At 71.9% G+C, this 20888-nt stretch carries 19 protein-coding genes; 7 read left to right on the forward strand and 12 right to left on the reverse strand.

Features of this window, described 5'->3' with window-relative positions; translation table 11 throughout:
• The first annotated feature begins 20 nt into the window (after positions 1-20).
• A complete protein-coding gene (locus ABD808_RS05205) occupies positions 21-2135 on the forward strand; it encodes a thiamine pyrophosphate-dependent enzyme (RefSeq protein ID WP_344890608.1) in 2115 nt (704 codons plus the stop codon).
• Here ABD808_RS05205 and ABD808_RS05210 read toward each other — a convergent pair.
• The 5 genes from ABD808_RS05210 to ABD808_RS05230 form a co-directional block, all read right to left on the reverse strand.
• Entirely contained in the window at positions 2119-2853 is a 735-nt protein-coding gene (locus ABD808_RS05210) for an ABC transporter ATP-binding protein (protein ID WP_344890611.1), read from the reverse strand. The genes ABD808_RS05205 and ABD808_RS05210 overlap by 17 nt on opposite strands.
• Entirely contained in the window at positions 2850-4613 is a 1764-nt protein-coding gene (locus ABD808_RS05215; RefSeq protein ID WP_344890614.1) for a branched-chain amino acid ABC transporter ATP-binding protein/permease, read from the reverse strand. The genes ABD808_RS05210 and ABD808_RS05215 overlap by 4 nt, the downstream gene beginning before the upstream one ends.
• The gene (locus ABD808_RS05220; RefSeq protein ID WP_344890617.1) at positions 4610-5509 is read right to left on the reverse strand and encodes a branched-chain amino acid ABC transporter permease; all 900 of its coding nucleotides are present in this window, start codon (positions 5507-5509) and stop codon (positions 4610-4612) included. Before ABD808_RS05220 ends, ABD808_RS05215 begins: the two co-directional genes overlap by 4 nt.
• Complete coding sequence (locus ABD808_RS05225) at positions 5506-6711, reverse strand: branched-chain amino acid ABC transporter substrate-binding protein (protein ID WP_344890620.1); 1206 nt, start codon at positions 6709-6711, stop codon at positions 5506-5508. The genes ABD808_RS05220 and ABD808_RS05225 overlap by 4 nt, the downstream gene beginning before the upstream one ends.
• A 121-nt stretch (positions 6712-6832) precedes the next feature.
• On the reverse strand, positions 6833-8212 hold the full coding sequence (locus tag ABD808_RS05230) for an NADP-dependent succinic semialdehyde dehydrogenase (protein WP_344890623.1): 1380 nt from the start codon (positions 8210-8212) through the stop codon (positions 6833-6835).
• 186 nt (positions 8213-8398) lie between these two features.
• On the opposite strand from ABD808_RS05230, the gene pgi reads away from it, so the two are divergent.
• Entirely contained in the window at positions 8399-10042 is a 1644-nt protein-coding gene (pgi, locus tag ABD808_RS05235; protein WP_344890627.1) for a glucose-6-phosphate isomerase, read from the forward strand.
• Here pgi and ABD808_RS05240 read toward each other — a convergent pair.
• Genes ABD808_RS05240 through ABD808_RS05260 form a run of 5 tightly spaced genes read right to left on the reverse strand, consistent with a single transcriptional unit; the run spans position 10039 to position 14043 of the window.
• Positions 10039-11085: a sugar isomerase domain-containing protein gene (locus tag ABD808_RS05240; protein ID WP_344890629.1), complete on the reverse strand. Its 1047-nt coding sequence runs from the start codon at positions 11083-11085 to the stop codon at positions 10039-10041. The genes pgi and ABD808_RS05240 overlap by 4 nt on opposite strands.
• The gene (locus ABD808_RS05245) at positions 11078-11515 is read right to left on the reverse strand and encodes a PTS sugar transporter subunit IIA (protein WP_344890634.1); all 438 of its coding nucleotides are present in this window, start codon (positions 11513-11515) and stop codon (positions 11078-11080) included. Before ABD808_RS05245 ends, ABD808_RS05240 begins: the two co-directional genes overlap by 8 nt.
• Entirely contained in the window at positions 11512-11814 is a 303-nt protein-coding gene (locus ABD808_RS05250; protein ID WP_344890637.1) for a PTS sugar transporter subunit IIB, read from the reverse strand. Before ABD808_RS05250 ends, ABD808_RS05245 begins: the two co-directional genes overlap by 4 nt.
• A gap of 25 nt (positions 11815-11839) precedes the next feature.
• Complete coding sequence (gene ulaA / locus ABD808_RS05255; protein WP_344890640.1) at positions 11840-13267, reverse strand: PTS ascorbate transporter subunit IIC; 1428 nt, start codon at positions 13265-13267, stop codon at positions 11840-11842.
• Positions 13268-13314: 47 nt separating this feature from the next.
• Entirely contained in the window at positions 13315-14043 is a 729-nt protein-coding gene (locus ABD808_RS05260; protein WP_344890642.1) for a GntR family transcriptional regulator, read from the reverse strand.
• 312 nt (positions 14044-14355) lie between these two features.
• Here ABD808_RS05260 and ABD808_RS05265 point away from each other — a divergent pair, with 312 nt between their 5' ends.
• Positions 14356-15492, forward strand: coding sequence for a carbohydrate kinase family protein (locus ABD808_RS05265; RefSeq protein WP_344890645.1), 1137 nt, complete (start codon positions 14356-14358; stop codon positions 15490-15492).
• A gap of 6 nt (positions 15493-15498) precedes the next feature.
• Here ABD808_RS05265 and ABD808_RS05270 read toward each other — a convergent pair whose 3' ends face one another.
• The gene (locus tag ABD808_RS05270; protein ID WP_344890648.1) at positions 15499-16440 is read right to left on the reverse strand and encodes an AraC family transcriptional regulator; all 942 of its coding nucleotides are present in this window, start codon (positions 16438-16440) and stop codon (positions 15499-15501) included.
• Positions 16441-16521: 81 nt separating this feature from the next.
• On the opposite strand from ABD808_RS05270, the gene ABD808_RS05275 reads away from it, so the two are divergent.
• Together ABD808_RS05275 and ABD808_RS05280 are read left to right on the forward strand one after the other, a co-directional pair.
• Positions 16522-17370, forward strand: a complete 849-nt coding sequence (locus ABD808_RS05275; RefSeq protein WP_344890654.1) for an NAD(P)H-binding protein — start codon at positions 16522-16524, stop codon at positions 17368-17370.
• 29 nt (positions 17371-17399) lie between these two features.
• A complete protein-coding gene (locus tag ABD808_RS05280) occupies positions 17400-17903 on the forward strand; it encodes an anthrone oxygenase family protein (RefSeq protein ID WP_344890657.1) in 504 nt (167 codons plus the stop codon).
• 11 nt (positions 17904-17914) lie between these two features.
• On the opposite strand, the gene ABD808_RS05285 is transcribed toward ABD808_RS05280, so the two are convergent.
• On the reverse strand, positions 17915-19375 hold the full coding sequence (locus ABD808_RS05285) for an alpha/beta hydrolase family protein (RefSeq protein ID WP_344890660.1): 1461 nt from the start codon (positions 19373-19375) through the stop codon (positions 17915-17917).
• A 79-nt stretch (positions 19376-19454) separates the two neighbouring features.
• Here ABD808_RS05285 and ABD808_RS05290 point away from each other — a divergent pair, with 79 nt between their 5' ends.
• Positions 19455-20021, forward strand: coding sequence for a helix-turn-helix domain-containing protein (locus ABD808_RS05290; RefSeq protein WP_344890663.1), 567 nt, complete (start codon positions 19455-19457; stop codon positions 20019-20021).
• A gap of 23 nt (positions 20022-20044) precedes the next feature.
• On the forward strand, positions 20045-20884 hold the full coding sequence (locus ABD808_RS05295) for a metallophosphoesterase family protein (protein WP_344890666.1): 840 nt from the start codon (positions 20045-20047) through the stop codon (positions 20882-20884).
• The last annotated feature ends 4 nt before the right edge of the window (positions 20885-20888 follow it).

The raw sequence follows: 20888 nt of genomic DNA on the forward strand, positions 1-20888 counted from the left end.
CAGTCTCGGGGAGGAGACCCATGACCGAGCCCGCCGACGTTCACTTCCTGGAGACGGTCGCGTCCCTCGTGCCGCCGGACGTGCCCGTCCCACCGGACGCCGTGCGTCTCCTGAACCTGTTCGACGCCCAGCTCGGCAGCAGGCACCTTGACTTCGCGGCCCGGCGGCTCCGCGCCGACGGGCACGGCTACTACACGATCGGGTCGTCCGGCCATGAGGGGAACGCCGCCGTCGCCGCCGCGCTCCGTCCCGACGACCCGGCGCTGCTGCACTACCGGTCGGGCGCGTTCTTCCTGGAGCGGGCCCGCCAGGTGCCCGGCGGGGACCCGCTCCGCGACGTCCTCCTGGGCCTGGTCGCCGCCGCCGAGGAACCCATCGCGGGCGGTCGTCACAAGGTGTTCGGCAGCCATCGCCTCCACGTCATTCCGCAGACGTCCACGATCGCCTCGCATCTCCCGCGCGCGCTGGGCGTCGCCTTCGCGATCGAACGCGCCGCGCGACTCGGCCTGGACACACCCTGGCCGCGTGACGCGGTCACCGTGTGCAGCTTCGGTGACGCCTCCGCCAACCACTCCACGGCCACCGGCGCCATCAACGCCGCCGTGAACTGCGGGTACCAGGGGCTTCCGTTGCCACTGTTGTTCGTCTGCGAGGACAACGGTCTCGGTATCAGCGTCCGCACCCCGCCCGGTTGGATCCACGCCGCGTATGGGTCGCGTCCTGGGCTCGCCTACTTCCACGCCGATGGCTGCGACCTCGCCGATGCACAGGCGGTGGCGTCCCAGGCCGTCGACTGGGTGCGCGAACGTCGCCGCCCGGCGTTCCTGCACCTGCGGACCGTCCGGCTGATGGGCCACGCGGGCTCCGACGTCGAATCGTCCTACCGGACGCCCGCCGAACTGGCCACCGACCTCGACCGAGACCCCCTCCTCCAGACGGCGCGCATGCTCGTCACCACCGGCGCGGCGACGCCCGCCGAGATCATCGACCGCTACGAGGCGAAACGCGCCGAGGTCACGGCCCTGGCCGCGAAAGTCGCCACCGCGCCCCGCCTCGCCTCGGCCGCCGCCGTGATGGCCCCGCTCCGTCTCACGAGAACCGACCACGAGGCACCAGCGACAGGCTCACCGATGACGGTCGCCCAAGCGATCAACCACACGCTCGGCGACCTCCTCGACGAGCACCCCGGCCTGCTGGTCTTCGGCGAGGACGTGGCCCGCAAGGGCGGCGTCTACGGCGTCACCCGCGGCCTGCTGAAACGGGGCGGGGCGGCCCGGGTGTTCGACACGATCCTGGACGAGCAGTCGATCCTCGGCCTCGCGCTCGGGTTCGGCCTGGCGGGGATGGTGCCCGTCCCCGAGATCCAGTACCTCGCCTACCTGCACAACGCCGCCGACCAGATCCGCGGCGAGGCGGCGACGCTGCCATTCTTCTCCTCGGGCCGGTACCGCAACCCGATGGTCGTCCGCGTCCCCGGTTACGCCTACCAGAAGGGCTTCGGCGGCCACTTCCACAACGACAACGCCGTCGCCGCCCTGCGCGACATCCCGGGCCTGGTCATCGCCTCACCGGCCCGGCCTGACGACGCCGCCGGAATGCTCCGCGCCTGCGTGAACGCCGCCGAGACCGGCGGGCACGTCTGCGTGTTCCTGGAGCCGATCGCGCTCTACCACGTCCGCGATCTGCACGACGAGGACGACGGCGGCTGGCTCGCACCGCCCGGCGGCACCGTCCCGATCGGCCGCGCCCGCACCTACGGGGACGGCCGCGACCTCACCATCGTCACCTTCGCGAACGGCCTGCGCATGAGCCTGCGCGCCGCTCGCCGTCTGGAATCCCGGGGCATCGGCTGCCGCGTCGTCGACCTGCGCTGGCTCGCGCCGCTCCCCGTGGACGACCTGCTCCGCGAGGCCGACGCGACCGGCACCGTCCTGGTCGCCGACGAGACGCGCCGCACCGGCGGCGTGTCCGAGGCCGTCCTGACCGCCCTCGCCGACGCGGGCTTCCAGGGCCGAACCGCCAGGGTCGCCAGCGAGGACACGTTCATCCCCCTCGGCGACGCCGCCCACCACGTCCTCCTCTCCGAGACGGCCATCCAGGACGCGGCGGACGACCTCCTCAGGCGGAGTCGATGACGGGGTCGCCGCCCAGGTAGGCGGCCTTCACCCGGGGGTCCTGGGCGAGGTCGGACGCGGTGCCGGACATGACGATGCGGCCCGTCTCCAACACGTACGCGCGGTCGGCCAGGCGGAGGGTCTGGTGGGCGTTCTGTTCGACGATCAGGATCGTGGTGCCCTGGTCGCGGATGTCCCGGACGACGTGCAGCACCTGCTGCGCCGTGCGCGGAGCGAGGCCCATCGTCGGCTCGTCCAGGGCGAGGAGACGGGGGCGCTGCATCAGCGCGCGGCCGATCGCGAGCAACTGCTGCTCGCCGCCCGACAGGAGTCCGGCGAGCTGGCCGCGCCGTTCCCCGAGCCGGGGGAACATCGCGTACACCTCGTCGCGGCGGGCCGCGACCCCGGCCCGGTCGCGGCGGCGCAGGTAGCCGCCGAGCAGCAGGTTCTCGGCGACGGTCAGCGCCGGGAACACGCGGCGGCCCTCCGGGACGTGCCCGAGGCCCGCCGCGACGATCCGGTGGGCGTCCAGGCGGGTGATGTCGCGGCCGTCGAACTCGACGCGTCCCGCCCGGGCCCGGTGCAGGCCGGTGATCGTGCGGAGGGCGGTGGTCTTGCCCGCGCCGTTGCTGCCGAGCAGCGCGACGATCTCGCCCTCGGCGACCTCGAACGAGATGCCGGACAGCGCCTTGACCTGCCCGTAGCGGCTGCGCAGGTCGTCCACGCGCAGAAGCGTCACAGCGGCACCTCCGTGACGAGGTCGGGTTCCGGGTCGTCGGGGACGCCGAGATACGCGGCGATGACCCGCCGGTCCTCCTGGATCTCGGCGGGCGGGCCCTCCGCGATCGTGCGGCCGTACTCCAGCACGGTCACCCGGTCGGAGATCGACATGACGAGCGCGACATCGTGTTCGATCAGCACGACGGCCGTGCCGAGCGCGCCGATCCGGGCGATCAGCTCCATCAGCGCCCGTTTCTCGGTCGGGTTCGCGCCCGCCGCCGGTTCGTCCAGCAGCAGGACGCGCGGGTCGCCCGCGAGCGCCCGGGCGATCTCCAGACGCCGCCGGTCGCCGTAGGCGAGGCCACCGGCGGGACGGTCCGCCGCGTTGAGCAGGCCGACGAAGTCCAGGCAGCGGTGCACGGCGTCCAGGTCGGCGCGCGACAGCGGCCGCAGCAGGCCCCGGTCACGCGCGAACCGGCCGATCAGCACGTTCTCCGCGACGGTCATCTCGTCGAACAGCCGGATGCTCTGGAACGTGCGGGCGAGCCCGGCGGCGGCGACCCGGTGTGGGGCCTTGCCGCGGACGTTCCGTCCGCCGAGCATGATGGTCCCGGCGGACGGCGGGATCATGCCGGTGATGCAGTTGAACGCCGTGGTCTTGCCCGCGCCGTTCGGCCCGATCACGCTGACCACCTGCCCGGCGTCCGCGCGAAGCGCGAGCCCCTCCACGGCGGTGACGCCACCGAAGCTCCGCGACAGGCCGCCGACGTCCAGGAGCGTCCCCGTCGCGGCCGGGAGTTGCGGCGCGGGGCCCGCCTCCGGCGGCAGCCGGAGCCGCCGTGGCCGGTAGGGCCACACCCCCTGTGGGCGTAGCAGGACGATCAGGATGAGCAGCAGCGCGAAGAACAGCCCCCGATACTCCTGGACGCTGCGCAGCACCTCCGGCAACGCGATGATCACCACCGCGCCGATCATGACGCCGGGACGGCTGCCCATCCCCCCGATGATCACCACGAGCAGGATCATCAGCGAGGTCAGGAACGTGAAGCTGGACGGGTCGACGGTCCCGAGCTGCGCGGCGTTCAGCGGCCCGGCGACCGCGCCCGCCATCGCGCCGAGGACGTAGGCGAGCAGCTTCACCCGCCGCGCGGGCACCCCGACCGCCTCGGCGGCGGTGTCGTCGGACCGGATGGCCCGCCACGCGTACGCGAGCCGCGACCGGGCGAGCAGCGCCGTCGCCGCCAGCACGACGACGAAGAACGCCAGCGCCAGATGGTAGAAGTCCTTCGGCATGACGATCTCGCGGCCGCCGAGCGTCACCGGCGGGATGCCGGTGAGGCCGTTCGGCCCGCCGGTGACGTCCAGATTGATCACGGTGATCCGGATGATCTCGCCGAAGCCGAGCGTGACGATCGCGAGGTAGTCGCTGCGCAGCCGCAGCGTCGGATACCCGATCACGACCCCGGCGACCCCGGCGGCGGCCACCGCGACGGGCAGCGTGAGCCAGAAGTTCCACTCCAGCTTCACCATCAGCAGCCCCGACGTGTACGCGCCGATCGCGAAGAACGCGGCGAACCCGAGGTCCAGCAGGCCCGCGTACCCGACGACGATGTTGATGCCGAGGCCGAGGATGGCGTAGATCAGGATCGTGGCGCCGACGGTGAGGCCGTAGTCGTCCATGACCTGCCCGGCGACGAGCGCGACCACGACCAGCAGCGGCCAGCCCCCGTACCGGACGGGTGACTCCCAGCGTCCGAGATTCGCCGTCCGCGCCCTCATACGCGCTCCACGACACGTTCGCCGAACAGGCCGGTGGGTCTCAGCGCCAGCACGCCGATGAGCAGCCCGAAGATGATGACGTCCGTCCAGCGGGACGAGACGTACCCGGCGGAGAACGACTGGACGAGCCCGATCGCGACGCCCGCGACCATCGTCCCCGGCAGGTTCCCGATGCCGCCGAGCACCGCCGCCGTGAACGCGCGCAGCCCGATTAGGAACCCCATGCCGAAGCTGATCTGCACGTAGTACAGCCCGTACATCACGCCCGCCGCCCCCGCCAGCATCGAGCCGATGAAGAACGTCGTGAGGATGAGCCGCTCGACGTTGATGCCCTGGAGCCGGGCGGCGTCACGGTCCATCGCGAGGGCGCGCATCGCCGTTCCCGTCATGGTGCGCGTCACGAACAGCCACAGCCCGGCCATCAGCGCCACCGACAGCACGACCAGCGTGAACTGGCCCCAGGTGACGCGCACGGAACCGCTGAAGATATGCCCGCCGTCCAGGGTGTTCGGATACGACTTGAACCGGGCGTCCGTCAGCACTTTCACGCCCTCCTCCAACGCCAGCGACACCCCGATCGCGGCGATCAGCAGCGCCAGCCGCGGCGAGGCGAGCAGGGGCACGTAGGCGGCCCTGGCGATCCCGGTGCCGACGACACCGGTGGCCAGCGCGCCGACGGCGACGGCTGCGAGGATCGCGGGCAGCGCCATCCCGCCGGTCGCGCCGAGCGTGGTCAGCGTCCCGAACCCGGCGAACGCGCCGATCATGAACACGTCCCCGTGCGCGAAGTTGATCAGCCGGACCACCCCGTAGATCATCGAGTAGCCCAGCGCGATCAGCGCGAGGAACGCCCCGATCGTCAGCCCGTTGACGAGATACTGGACGAACTCGCTCATGACGCCTTGGCGTTCACCCAGGCGCCGGACGGGTCGAGTTTCTTGTAGGCGGTGTACGCGCCGTGCTGCACCAGGACGGTGATGTACAGCGGGTCGGTCCGGTCGCCCTTGCCGTCGAAGGTGATGGGCCCGGTGATGCCGGGGAAGTTCTTTATCTTGTGGAGGGCCTCGGTGATGTCCTTGCCGTTGGTCGATCCGGCGACGTCGACGGCCTTCGCGACGAGCTTCACCGCGTCGTATTCGTACACCGAGAACGGGCCCGGATCGGCGTTGTTCGCGGCCTTGTACGCGGACACGAACCCGGCGGCGGCGGGCAGGTCCTTGGCGAGCGGCGCGGTGGTGGCGTAGTAGCCGTCGGCGGCCGCGCCCGCGGTCTTCAACGCGGTTGAGTCGGTCGTCGCGTCCCCGCCCATCAGCGTGAACTTCAGCCCGAGCCGCGCGCGCTGTTTCATGAGCAGACCGGCCTCGGCGAAATACCCGGTGAAGTAGAGGACGTCCGGTTTCGCCGAGGCCACCTTGGTGAGGACGGGGCTGTAGTCGGACTGGCCGGGTTGCAGCGCGTCCTGGTAGACGACCTGGCCGCCCGCCTGCTTCACCGAGGCGGCCGCCGCGTCCGCGAGGCCCTTGGCGTACGTCGTGTTGTCGTGCAGCAGCGCGATCCGCTTGGCGCCGAGCGGGCCCGTCATGAACTTGGCGGCGACGAGGCCCTGGTTGTCGTCACGTCCGCAGGTGCGGAAGACCTTGCCCTTCCCGGTGTCGGTGAGGGACGGGTTGGTGGACGCGTCCAGCACGAACGGCACGTTCCGCCGCCCGTAGATCGGGATCGCGGGCACCGCGGCGCCCGAGCAGTAGCCCCCGGCGACGGCCACGACCTTGCTGTTGAGGAGCTTCTGCGCGGCCTGCGCGCCCTGCTGGGCGCTGCACTGGTCGTCGGCCTCGACGATCTCGACGTCCCGGCCGTCCACGCCGCCCGCCTTGTTGATCTCTGCGGCGGCGACCTTGGCGGCGGCCAGGATGTCCTGCCCGGCGGAGGCGGAGTCACCGCTCAGCGGCGCCGGAACGCCGATCCTGATGGCGCCCGAGCCGCCGGAGGAGCCGCCCGAGCCGCAGGACGCGGCGAGCGGGACCAGCAGCAACCCGGCGCCGGTCGCGGTGAGGAGACGGAACCGGCGGCCGTGGCCCCGGGATGTCGATCGTGTCATCGGCGCCCCATGCGTTCACTCGTGGGAGGGATGGTGAAAGCGTGAAACGTCGAGACTCGGGCGTCGAGACGGCGAGCATGCGATCTCCTGGCGAGACCGTTAAGCAGAACTTGGCCTTACGTCAGCCGACCCAGACGGTCTTGGCGTTGCAGAAGGCGTGCATGCCCTCCGCCGACAGCTCCCGGCCGTAGCCGGAGCGCTTCGTCCCGCCGAACGGCAGCTCGGGGAACGAGGTCACCATGCCGTTGATGAACACCTGTCCGGCGTCCAGTTCGCGGACGAACCGCTGCTGCTCGATGTCGTCGCGCGTCCAGGCGTTGGAGCCGAGCCCGAAGCCCGTCGCGTTCGCGATCTCCACGGCCTTCGACACCCCGCGCACCCGGTAGAGCGCCGCGACCGGCCCGAAGACCTCCTCCTGGTAGATCCGCATCTCCGGGGTCACGTCGGCGAGCACGGTCGGCGGGTAGTACCAGCCGGGGCCGTCCGGGCGTTCGCCGCCGCACAGCACCCGCGCGCCCTTGGCGACGGCGTCGGCGACCTGCGCCTCGACCTCGGCGCGGCCGTCCTCGTTGACGAGCGGGCCGATGTCGGTGGCGTCGTCCATCGGGTCGCCGACCCGCTTGGCCGCCATGTTCGCCACGAACAGCCGCTCGAACTCGTCGGCGCAGCCGATGTCGACGATGAACCGCTTCGCCGAGATGCAGCTCTGCCCGTTGTTGAGGCACCGGGAGTCGGTGGCCACGCGCGCGGCGGCCTCGATGTCGGCGGACGGCATCACCACGAACGGGTCACTGCCGCCGAGCTCCAGCACGGTCGTCTTGATCTCGCTCCCGGCGATCGCGGCGACGGATCGTCCGGCCGGTTCGCTGCCGGTGAGCGTCGCGGCCTTCACCCGGGGGTCGCGCAGCACCCGCTCGACCTTGGCCGAGCCGATCAGCAGCGTCTGGAACGCGCCCTCGGGGAACCCGGCGCGGCGGAACAGGTCCTCCAGGTACAGGGCCGTCTGCGGGACGTTCGACGCGTGCTTCAGCAGCCCCACGTTGCCCGCCATCAGCGCCGGGGCCGCGAACCTGATCACCTGCCAGAGCGGAAAGTTCCACGGCATCACGGCCAGCACTGGACCGATCGGCTGATAGTGGACGTAGGCGTCCCGTGCCCCGACGGCGTCCGGGTCGGCGGGCCGCCGGTCGGAGAGGAACTCCTCGGCGTGCGCGGCGTAGAACCGGCACGCCTTCGCGCACTTCTGGGTCTCCGCGACGGCGGCCTTGAGCGTCTTGCCCATCTCCGTCGTCATCATCGCGGCGACCTCGTCGGCCTCCCGGTCGAGGATGTCGGCGGCGCCGTTCATCCACGACGCCCTCTGCGCGATGGGCGTCATCCGGAAAGACGGGTACGCGTTCGCGGCCCGTTCGACGCGCCGGTCGACCTCCTCGTCGGTCAGCGCGTCGAAGGTCTTCTCGACCCGGCCGGTCGCGGGATTGGTCGTGGCGATGGGCGTCATGTCCGGATGCTGCCTGGATGCGACCAGCCGAAACGTGACAAACGTCATACCGGCCGTTGCGGTCCTCGGCGGGCGCTCCGGTCGGCCGCCGCGCGGCGCGCCCCGGCCCTATGATCGCCCGTGGGTCGGCGGCGGGCGCCCGGGGGACGTGGTGTCCGGCCGGTCCACGAGGAGATGAGAGAGGCAATGGCAGACATCACCGAGTCGCCCGAGTGGTCCGCGCTGGCCGAGCACCAGGCCGTGCTCGCCGGGCGGCACCTGCGCGAGCTCTTCGCCGACGATCCGGGGCGCGTCGGCCGCATGACCGTGACCGCGGGGGACCTCCGCCTGGACTACTCCAAGCACCGCGTCACCGCCGAGACGCTGCGGCTGCTCGTCGCGCTCGCCGAGCGGGCGGGGCTGCGCGGCCGGATCGAGGCGATGTTCTCCGGCGAGCACATCAACGTCAGCGAGGACCGCGCCGTCCTGCACACGGCGCTGCGGCTCCCGCCCGGCGAGGCCCTCACCGTGGACGGCCAGGACGTCTCCGCCGACGTGCACGCCGTCCTGGACAGGATGGCCGAGTTCGCCGGACGCGTCCGCGCGGGGGAGTGGACGGGCTTCACCGGAAAGTCGATCACCACGGTCGTCAACATCGGCATCGGCGGCTCCGACCTCGGCCCCGCCATGGCCTACGAGGCCCTGCACGACTACGCCGACGCCGGGATCTCCTGCCGGTTCGTCTCCAACATCGACCCCGCCGACATCGTCGGGAAGCTCGCCGACCTCGACCCCGAGCGGACGCTGTTCGTCGTCGCGTCCAAGACGTTCGGGACGCTGGAGACCCTCACCAACGCCAAGGTCGCCCGGCGCTGGCTCGTCGAGAGGCTCGGCGACGACAAGGCCGTCTCCCGGCACTTCGTCGCCGTGTCGACCAACGCCGAGCGGGTCGCCGAGTTCGGCATCGACACCGCCAACATGTTCGGCTTCTGGGACTGGGTCGGCGGCCGCTACTCCTTCGACGGCGCCATCGGCCTCGCCCTGATGATCGCGATCGGCGGGGAGGCGTTCCGGGAGATGCTCGCCGGGTTCCGCGAGATCGACGAGCACTTCCGCGCCGCGCCGTTCGAGGCGAACATGCCCGTCCTGATGGGGCTGCTCGGCGTCTGGTACACCGACTTCTTCGGCGCGCAGACCCGGGCCGTCCTGCCCTACAGCCAGCGCCTCGCCCGCTTCCCCGCCTACCTCCAGCAGCTCACGATGGAGTCGAACGGCAAGTCGGTGCGGGCCGACGGCGCGCCCGTCGTCGCGCAGACCGGCGAGATCTTCTGGGGCGAGCCGGGCACCAACGGGCAGCACGCCTTCTACCAGCTGCTGCACCAGGGGACGCGGCTCGTCCCCGCCGACTTCATCGGCTTCGCCGAGCCGTTCGAGGAGCCCGCCGTCGACGGGACGGCCATGCACGACCTGCTGACCGCGAACCTGCTCGCGCAGACGTCGGCGCTGGCGTTCGGCAAGACCGCCGAGGAGATCGCCGCCGAGGGGACGCCCGCCGCCGTCGTCCCGCACAAGGTCATGCCGGGCAACCGGCCGACCAGCACGATCCTGGTGCGCAAGCTCACCCCGAAGACCCTCGGCTCGCTCGTCGCCCTCTACGAGCACGTCGTGTTCGTCGAGGGGACGATCTGGGGCATCGACTCCTTCGACCAGTGGGGCGTCGAGCTCGGCAAGGTGATGGCCATGGACCTCGCGCCCGCGCTGACCTCGGACGAGCCGCCCGGGGAAACACCGGACCCGTCGACGGCCGCGCTCGTCCGCGCGTACCGCGAACTGCGGGGCCGCCGTGTCTAGGAGTGCGGCTGGGCCCAGGCTTGCATGATGGCGCGGAACTCCTCGTAGGAGATGAAGCCGTCGAGGTTGCTGTCGGCCTTCTCGAACCTGTCCTGCGTCTCGGCGCGCGTCCAGGACAGGCCGAGACCCTCCAGGACGAGGGTGAACTCCATCAGGTCGAGCCGCTGGTCGCCGCCGAGATCCCCGCGCGTGAACACGGTGTACAGGTCGTCCCCGGTCGGTTTGGTCGTCATTCCGGCATCATGCCACAGCGCCGGGTCCGGGCGGCCCGTCCCGGTCAGCTCCGGGACGCGGTGCCGGTAGCGCGCCAGCATCGCGGCGTTGACCTCGTCGCCGCCGGGGACGTTCGCGCTCGTCCAGCGGGGCAGGTCCGCGCCGCGCGCCTCCGCCAGGTCGTCGAGTTCGGCGAGGACCCGCGACCAGGCATAGGCGGCGAGGATCGTCGAGACGGCGGCGGTGCGCGGGGCCGCCGCCGGGTGCAGGACGTCGCCGCGCGGGACGCGCGTGTCCAGCACGATCGCGGCGTGGTCGGCGAGGGTCGTGGCGGTCCGCGCCGTGGCAGCCCGCGACGCCCGCGCCGAGGTCACCGCGACGACGGGCACGCCCCGCGCCGCGCACTCGGCGGCGATCTCGACCGGGTACGGGTTGCGGCCGCTGGTGGAGAACACGACCGCCGCGTCGGGCGGGGCGGGTGCGGCCTCCTCGACCACGGCGCGTCCCAACCCGGCGGTCCGCTCGGCGCGGGTGCTGCGGATCGCGTCGCCGAGCGGCAGCACGGCGGGGTCCCAGATCGGGCGGACGGCGGCGAGCCCGCCCGCCCGGTAGAACGTCTCCAGCACCATCGCCAGCGAGTGTCCGGCGCCCGCGACGTGCACGATCCCGCCGCCCTCCACCGCGTCCAGCAGCAGCCCGGCGGCCTGGCCGATCGCCTCGCCGGAGACGGCGTCCAGGTCGTCCAGCAGCGCGCGGACACGGCCGGGGAGGTCGGACGGCCCCGGCGACGCGCCCACGGCGCGCGGATCGTCCGACACGGCTTCAGGCATTGGAGACCGCCTCCTTCAGGGTTCGTGCGAGGTCTTCCCGGTCGGACGAGGCGCGCAGCCGGTCGGCCAGGCCCCCCGACAGCGCCCGGGCCAGCGCGGACAGTGTGCCGACGTGCGCGTCGGGGTCGGGTGTGCAGAACGCGAGCAGCAGGTCGACCGGGTCGTTGTCGGGGTGCCCGAACTCGACGGGCGTCGCCAGCCGGGTCACGGCGACGCCGACCGCGAGGCCGCCCTCCTCGGGACGGGCGTGGACGAGCGCGAGCCCCTTGGTCAGCACGATGTAGGGCCCGTTCTCCTCGACCACCCGGACGCAGGCGTCCGGATACCCGGGACCGGCCGCGCCCGCCTCGACCAGCGCGGCGGCCGCCGCTGTGACGGCCTCCCGCCAGTTCTCGGCGGTCACCCCGTCGGCGGCCGCGACGACGCTCATGACAGCCATCCCTGCTCGGTCAGCCGCTCCCTCAGCTGGGCCGCCAGGCCGTCCTTGTCGAGGAAGTCGCTGACCGTGATGACGACGGGCGCGAGGTCGGCGATCTCGCTGGTGTGCATGCCCTGGCCGATCACCACGTCGGGCGTCATCCCGCGCGCGCTGGAGATGTCGGTGTTCTCCACCCGGGCGTCCACGCCGAGGTCGCGCAGCGCGTCGTCGGCGGTCATCTTGAGCATCAGGCTGGTGCCCATCCCGACGCCGCAGACGGCGAGGACCTCCAGTTGCCGGTCGAGTGCCATGTCGCTCCCTCTCCAGTGATAAACGTCATGCCTTCGCGGGGGTCCTGCCCTCCGCGACGTCGTCCGCCACGCCCCGGCGCTTCTCGGCGCGGCCGAGGAGCAGCAGTGTCGCGACCATCGCGGCGAGCGCGACGGCGGGCACCGCCCAGACCGAGTGGACGCCGACGATCGGGTCGGTCGCCTTCAGCAGCCACGCGATCGCGTACCAGTCCGGGTCGGCAAGCGTGGCGAGTTCGGGCGCGGTCCGGTCGAACAGGTCCCAGGTGACGGCCTGCCCGATCGCCAGCACCAGGCCGGTGATCACGCCGCCGAGGGCGGCGCCGCGCCAGCCCGCCACCACGTTGCCGAACAGCCCGGCCGCGCCGCCGACGAAGAACAGCATGATCATGGGCGGGGCGAGGGTGAACCAGCCCGCCCCCGCGAACACGCCGAGGCAGATCAGGAACACGCCGGTGGACGCCACGAATCCCACCATGACGGCGGTCGGCGCGACGGGGAAGACGGTCGGCGCGTCCAGTGCGGGACGGGTGCCGGGGATGACCCGGTCGCTGAACCCCTTGAACGCCGGGACGATCTCGCCGAGGAACATCCGCACCCCGAACAGCAGGATCGCGATGCCGCCCGCGAACCGCAGCCCGACCAGAAGCGCCCACACCCACGTGGACAGCTTCGGGTCCATGTCGGCCGCGGCCTTGGACACCACGCCGTCGTCGGCCAGCGCGACCCCCACCAGCATGATCACGGAGATGATCAGCGCGGTGCTGACGTTGACGTCCTTGAAGAACGACAGCTGGCGCGGCAGCTTCAGCTTCTCGGTGTCGTGCTTCTCCCTGCTGCCCAGCGGACGCGCCGCGTACCCGGTGATCAGGCAGGTCAGCGAGCTGGTGTGCGCGTAGCCGAAGCGGTCGTCCGGCATGACGCGGCGCATCAGCGGCCGCATCCACAGCGGCTGGACGGTCCAGTACGCGGCGACGAACCCGGCCCCGCACAGCACCAGCGTGAGCTGGTCGGCGCCCGGCGCGATCGTCACCAGCGACGCGACCGTGACCGTGCTGACCCAGAACATCAGATGCCCGGTCAGATACAGGTAGCGGGCCGCCGGGAACAGCCGCACGACCAGCACGTGGACGAGGAACGCGACGGTGATGACCAGCGCGATCGTCCCGCCCTGGTCGTTGAGGAAGTCGGCGAGCGTCCGGTCGGCCTTCGGCGGCGTCGTGTCCATCGCGCTCGCGAGGACGGTCTGGAAACTGGTCAGCCCGCCGGTGAACACCTCCACGCCGATGAACAGGATGACGACGCCGATCGTCGCGCGCAGCGCGCCCGCGAACACGTCCTCGAACCTTTTGCGTTGCAGGATCAGGCCGACGAGGGTGATGAGCCCGATGAGGATGGGGACCTGGCCGAACACGTTGTCGGCCAGGAACGTGAGGATGTCCTTGATGACGTCCATGGGTGAGTGGCCTCACTTCCGGGGTGGGGTGATGCGCTGTCGCCCCGTCAGCGCGGTGGTCGCAGGTCGAGCTCCAGGCGGTACCGGTCGCCGCGGTAGAGGGACCTGACGTATTCGAGGGGCCGTCCGTCGCGGTCCCTGGTGATCCGTTGGAACAGGAACGCGGGCATGTGCACCGGGACGTCGAGTTCGGCGGCCTCGGCCGCGGTGGTGACGGTCGGTTCGATCGTCTCGGTGCCCGAGGCGATCTCCACGCCGTTGCCGCGCAGCAGGTCGTAGAACGAGCCTCCCTCCAGGTCCTGCCGGCGCAGGCCGGGCAGCAGCGCCCGGGGGAGGTAGAGCGTCTCGATGGCCATGGTGGTGTCGTCGGCGAGCCGCAGCCGCCGAATGGTAAATACCTCTTCGATGGGTGACAGTGCCAGCCGCCTGCCGATCCGCGCCCCCGCGGCTTCCGTGCGGAACGACAGGACCCGGCCGCCCGGCCGCATGCCGCGCCTGATCATGTCCTCGGTGAACGAGATCATGGTCAGCGAGACGGCGATACGGGGTTCGGCCACGTAGGTGCCGCTCCCGTGCCGCCGGTCGAGCAGGCCCTCGGCGACGAGACCGTCGATGGCCTGCCGCAGCGTGGGCCGCGACACGCCGAGGTCCTCGGCCAGCCGGCGCTCGGACGGCAGGGCGTCCCCGACGTCCAGGCCGTCCAGCATCGCGAGCAGCTCGCGGCGCACCGACTGCCGTTTCGTGCTCCCTGGGCGGGACTCACCGACGGATGTCACGCTGCTCGCCTCCTACGATGCTGTTCCTGTCGTGAAACACCGTATGTCCCGGTGTGACAATTGGTCAATACCACTTTGACCGGGTGGTCGCGGTGGGTCGCGGCAGGTGAACCGGACATGAATTTCCGCCGGGGCTCGGCGAAGGTGGACGATATTCGGCGTCCCGCCCGGGCAGTTTGTCTCTGGTGTCGGCTAGGTTCCGTGGGAACGTGCCAAGAGACACGCTCGGGGAGCCGATGTGATCGCAGCGGAGCAAGGATCGTCGGCCCCACCCGGGGGTCTGGGGGTCGCCCCCCAGAAGGGGGGAGCTTCGTGACTCAGCAGACCACCGTGCCGGGGTTGCCGCCTGAACCGTCCCTCGCCGATCCCTGCGCGGAACGGGAGCCGGCGGGGGACCGGCTGCGCCGCGCCGGACCCGGCCCGGCGGTGGGGCTGGACGTCTTCCTGTCCGGCCGGGTGTTCATGGACATGATCTTCACCGGGCTGCCGGGGCTGCCGCCGCCGGGCACCGAGATCGTCACCGACGGGCTCGGCTCGGCGCCCGGCGGCGTCGCCAACATCGCCGTCGCGATGAGCAGGCTCGGCCTGCGGGTGGGGATGGCCGCCGAGTTCGGCGACGACCTGTTCGGCGCCTACCTGTGGCGGACGCTCGCCGAGCAGGAGGGCGTCGACCTCGGGCTGTCCCGGCGGGTGCCGGGCTGGTCCACGCCGGTGACGGTGTCGCTGGCCTACGACTCCGACCGCAGCATGGTGACCTACGAGCGTCCGGTCCCGGGGGAGGGCGCCCCCGGCGAGGGCGCGTCGGTGCCGCCGCCGCCGTCCGCGCGGGCGTGCTTCATCGACGTCGACCGGCCCGTCCCGCAGTGGGCCGAGCCGATGCGCAGGCGCGGGACGCTCGTGTTCGGCGACCTCGGCTGGGACCAGACCGGCGCCTGGCCCGCAGAGGTCCTCGACCGGCTGGAGCACGTCGACGTGTTCCTGCCGAACGCCGCCGAGGCGATGGCGTACACGCGCACGAGCACCGCCGCGAGCGCGGCGGACGCCCTGTCCGAGCGGGTCCCGGTGGTCGTGGTGAAGCGCGGCGGCGACGGCGCCATCGCCGTCGACCGCCGGACGGGGGAGCGGGCCGAGGTCAGGGCGCTGCCCGTGGAGGCGCTCGACCCGACCGGCGCGGGCGACGTGTTCGCCGCCGGTTTCGTGTTCGCCACGCTCGCGGGCCTCCCGCTCGACGAGCGGCTCAAGTTCGCCAACCTGTGCGCCGGGCTGTCGGTGCGGCATCGCAGCGGGTCGCTCGGCTCGCCGTGCTGGGGCGAGATCGCCGCGTTCGGCGAGTCCGGCGAGGTGCCGGAGTCGGTGCTGACCGACTACGCCTTCGTGGTCCCGTTCATCCCGGACGCGGCCGACGACTCGCCCGTCCGCGCCGAACCCACCCTGCGCAAGCAGCGCTGAGGACGCTCAGACGGCGGCGAGGCCGGAGCGGTACTCCTGCGGGCTGACGCCGCGCTCCCGTTTGAACGCGGTGCTGAGCGCGAACGCCGTGCCGTAACCGACCTGCCGCGCCACCGACTCCAGCGTCGCGTCGCTCTCCCGCAGCAGGTCGGCGGCCTGCGCGAGGCGCGCGCCCGTCAGGTACGCCATGGGCGGCTCGCCGATCAGCTTCGTGAACCGCTGCGCGAGCGCCGCGCGGGACGCCCCGACCTCGGCCGCCAGGTCGGCGACCGTCCACGGGTGGGACAGGTCGTCGTGCAGGAGCCGCAGTGCCGGGCCGACGACGGCGTCGTCGTGCGCCCGGTACCAGCCGGGCGCCTCGGCGTCCGGACGGGAGAACCAGGCGCGCAGCGTCGCGATCAGCAGCAGGTCGAGCAGCCGGTCGAGGACGACGTCCTGGCCGGGCTCGTCCCTGCCGATCTCCTCGCCGAGCACGTCGACTAGCGGCGACTTCCAGGTGTCGCCGCCCACGACCGCGATCGGCGGCAGCGCCGACAACAGCCGCCGCGTCACCGCGCCGCGCATCTGGTAGGTGCCGATCAGCATCACGGTCGACCCGTGCGGGTCGTTGCCCCAGGCGCGGACGCCGAGGTCCATCGCCTCGGACAGGCTCGTCCCGTCCGGGGTGGTGCAGAGCTGCCCGGGACGGATGACGATCTGCGGCGCGGTCGCCGGGTCGTCGGCGACCGTGTACGGGTCGGGCCCCCGGAAGATCACCATGTCGCCGGGGGAGACGCGCCTCGGCTCGGCGTCGTCGGACACCAGCCAGGCGTCGTCGCGCACCATGGACAGCAGCGTCAGCGGTGCCTCGTCCTGGATCCGGACGGACCACGGCGGGCTGAGCGCCGCGCGGAGCATGAACGCCCCCCGCGCCCGCGGTCCGTCGAGAAGATCGGTGAGCGCGTCCATGCGACCAGCGTAGACGCTCGCGTATGCGGGCGAGTCTCTCAACGATGGTGGTCGGGTTCGGCGGTCTGTTGACTTGAGGGCATGACGAACACCACGCGGCACACCAGCGAGAACGGCCTCACCCTCGTCCTCGGCGGGACCGGCAAGACCGGCCACCGCGTCGTCGAGCGGCTGGAGGCCCTGGACGTCCCCGTCCGGATGGGATCGCGGTCGGCGTCCCCCGCCTTCGACTGGACGGACCAGACCACCTGGGCGCCCGTCCTGCGGGACGTCGAGAAGGTCTACCTGTCCTACTACCCGGACCTGGCCGCGCCCGGCGCCCCGGAGGCGATCGAGGCGTTCACGGCGAAGGCGGCCGAGGCCGGGGTCCGGCGCGTGGTCCTGCTGTCGGGACGCGGCGAGGACGAGGCGCGGCACTGTGAGGAGATCGTGCAGGCGTCCGGACTGGAATGGACGGTCGTGCGGGCCAGCTGGTTCGCGCAGAACTTCAGCGAGGACTACCTGCTCGCCCCCGTCCTCGAGGGCGAGGTCGTCCTCCCGGCGGGCGACGTGCCGGAGCCGTTCGTGGACGCCGACGACATCGCCGACGTGGCCGTCGCGGCGCTCACCGGCGACGGCCACACCGGCGAGGTCTACGAGGTGACCGGCCCCCGCGCGCTCACCTTCGCGGAGGCCGTCGCCGAGATCGGCCAGGCCGCCGGACGCACGATCGCGTTCGTCCCCGTCGCCGTGGACGACTACGCCGCCGCCCTCAAGGAGCACGGCCTCCCCGACGACCTCATCGGATTCCTGTCCTACCTGTTCGGAACCGTTCTGGACGGCCGCAACGCCCGTCCCGCCGACGGGGTTCGCCGGGCGCTCGGCCGCGAGCCGAGGGACTTCGCCGACTACGCCCGGCAGGCCGCCGCCACCGGCATCTGGACCAGCTGACACCCATCGAGCTCAACAAGGAGAACGCAATGAAAACCTCACTCGCAGGCATCTCCGCGGTTCTGTCCATCATCATGGCGGCCGGTATGGCCGGGGCGTTCTTCGCCTTCTCCACCGGCGTGATGCCGGGCCTGAACTCGGCCCGGCCCGGGTCGGCGATCGACGCGATGCAGACCATCAACCAGAAGATCCAGAACCCGCTGTTCGTGGGGATGTTCATGCTGGTCCCGGTGGTCGCGGTCGCGGCCGGGGTGTTCCTGCTGACCCTGGGCCACAAGTCCGCCGCGATCCTGTTCTTCGTCGCCGCCGCCCTGTACTTCGTGGGCGCGCTCGTCCCGAGCTTCGCGGTGAACATCCCGATGAACGACGACCTGGACGCGGTGACGATCCCGAAGGCCACCTCCGAGGCGGCGAAGGTCTGGTCGGACTACTCCGGACGCTGGACGGCCTGGAACAACGTCCGCGCCGTCTTCAGCTGGGGGAGCGTCCTCGCCATGAGCATCGGCGTCTACCTCTGGGGCAAGGAAAGCTGACCGGTACGGGCTCATGGAACGAGGAGCCCCCAGTACAGCGCCCAGGGCACGAACACCACGCCCGCCACGACCAGCAATCCGATCCGAACCCGCTCGCCCGTCGCGACCGTCGCGGCGGGCGAGCGCCATGCCGTCCGGGCCGCGACGCCCGTCGCGACGGTGGCGGCCACGGTCGCCACGGCGAGCGCCTGAAGCACCAGCCACGGCAGCGGCCTGCCGCCCAGCACAGGCCCCGGGTCCGGCCACCGTCCGGCGGCCATCAGGTAGAGCATGTAGACGAAGAGCCCAAGCACCGCAGTGATCCCCGCCCCAGAAGCCAGCCGGGCCCAACGGCTCACGGGCCGCACCGACCGCCCGCGAAGCCGCCGCACCAGGGCCGTCAGCGGATACCCGGTGAACGCCACGACGAACAGCACGAACGCCGCGAGCTGCATCCAGCCCGACGCCCACCACGGCGACGGCGAGACCTCCTTGCTCGGATAGTCCTGGTCCGCCCCGATGGGGCTGGTGAAGGCGGCGGGGGCGGCAGGCAACCTGCCGCCCGTCGCGTCCCGGACCCAGGAGACGACGAAATCGGCGTACCCCGGCGCCAGCGCCTCGCCCCGCGTCTCGCCGCCGTCAGCGGTCATATGCGCGGCATGGTCGGCGCCGGGAAAGAAACGGAACGTGTAATGGGCGTTGCCGCCCCGCCGCAACGCCTGCGCGAACAGGCGCGGATTGTCCTCCGGCGGGGTCTGGAGGTCGCGCCCGCCCCAGACGCCGAGCAGCGGCTGCCGCACCCGTTCCAGGACGCCCTGTGCGTCGAAGAACGCCTCCGCGAACAGGCCCGCGTCCGCGCCGAGCCGCGCCAGCCCCGGCTTGGCCCGGTCGACCAGCGACCCAGACACCCCCGCCCGGCGCAGCCCCGACGTCTCGTTCCAGACCTGCTGCCGGATCGGCGGCATCGCGTTCCCGCCGACCACGATCACGAACGCCACGTTCGCCGACCGCGACGCCGCCAACGGCGCGACCCAGCCACCTTCGCTCAGGCCCCACAACCCGACCTTCGCGGGATCGACGCCCGGACGGGCCCGCAGCGCGCCCACGGCCCCGAGCGCGTCGTCCGCCAACTCGGAGTAGGAACGCCGCAGGTTCGAGTAGCCCTTGGACCGCTTGTCGTAGATCAGGACCGCGAGCCCGCGCCGTGCGAACTCCACGGCCTCGGTGCGCAGGTGCTCGCGCGGCACCCCCGCCCCCGACCCGGTGACGAGCACGACCCCCGGCACCGGCCCCCGCGCCTTCGCGGGCGCCAGGACCGAACCGTGCAGGGTGAGCCCGCCGAACCCCTGGAAGCTCACCTCGGCGGAGGTCAGACCGGGCGGCGCCGGAACCGGCCCGGGACCACGCTCCGAAGCCCTGGCGAGCGGCGGCGCCGTGACACTGAACAGGACGCTGACCACAAGGGCCAGCGCGACCGTGATGACTCTCTTCATGCGGAGCACCGTAGTTTGCAGAGAAAGCTCTGCAAAGAGTTCTCTGCAAAGATAGCTCTGTAGTACTAGACTGCTCCCCATGGAGGACGAGACGGAGCCCGTGATCCTGGACGACCCGGGACGGATCAAGGCGCTGAGCCATCCCCTGCGCCGCCGGATCCTGCACCGGCTGCGCGCGTACGGCCCGGCGACGTCCACCACGATCGGCGACGTGCTCGGCGCCAACACCGGCACGACCAGCTACCACCTCCGGCAGCTGGAGAAGTACGGCTTCATCGAGGAGATCCCCGAGCGCTCCACGGGCCGAGAACGCTGGTGGCGTCCCGCCGACACCCCCCGCGACCTGCGGCTGCCGGCCCCCGACACCGTGGCGCCCGAGGACCGGCCCGTCCTGGACGAGCTGATCCGCGTCGCGCACGCCGAAGACCTGGAGCTGTTCCGCAGGCTCCCCACCGAATACGCGCGCGACCGGGCCTGGGCGATGCTGTCACGCGGCTTCGCCCACATGACCGAGGAGGGCCTCGCCGCGTTCTACGAGGCCTACATCGAGCTCCTGCACGAGCACGCCCACCGCCGGGAGGACGCGCCGCCCGGCGCGCGCCCCGTCCACATCCGCCTCTTCACCATGCCCGCCGACGAGGACTGACTTCGCTGGCCTACGATTTTCGGATGACCGATGTCCACGCGATCAGCGACCTGCACGTCGGCTTTCCCGAGAACCGCGCGTTCGTCGAACAGCTGCGGCCCACGTCCGGCGACGACTGGCTGATCGTCGCCGGTGACGTCGCCGAACAACTCGCGGACGTCGAATGGACCCTCCGCACCCTGCGCGAACGCTACGCCACCGTGATCTGGACGCCGGGCAACCACGAACTCTGGACCGTCAAGACCGACCCCGTCCAGCTACGCGGCGAAGAGCGCTACCGCGCCCTCGTCGACATGTGCCGAGGGCTCGACGTCCTGACTCCCGAAGACCCGTACCCCGTGTGGGAGGGCGCCGACGGCCCGGTGACGATCGCCCCGCTGTTCCTCCTCTACGACTACACGTTCCGGCCGGAGGGGGCGTCCACCAAGGAGGAGGCCCTCAAGATCGCGCAGGACGCGGGCATCGTGTGCACCGACGAGGTCTACCTGCACCCCGACCCGCACCCCACCCGCGACGCCTGGTGCGACGCCCGCATCGCCTACACGGAGGAACGACTGGCCGCCCTTGCCCCGGGCACCCGAACGGTGCTCATCAACCACTGGCCACTCGTCCGCGAGCCCACCCGCATCATGTGGTACCCGGAGTTCGCCCAGTGGTGCGGGACGGAACGTACCGCCGACTGGCACGACAGGTTCGGCGCCGTCTCAGTCGTCTACGGGCACCTGCACATCCCACGCACGATCTGGACTGGTGACGTTCCCCACATCGAGGTATCGGTCGGCTACCCCCGCGAATGGCGCAAACGCCCCGGCGGCACCCCACGCGGCCCCCGCCGCATCCTCCCGACCCCCGAAACGGACTGACCGG

This window comes from Actinomadura meridiana, assembly GCF_039537545.1.
Classification (GTDB): Bacteria; Actinomycetota; Actinomycetes; order Streptosporangiales; family Streptosporangiaceae; genus Spirillospora; species Spirillospora meridiana.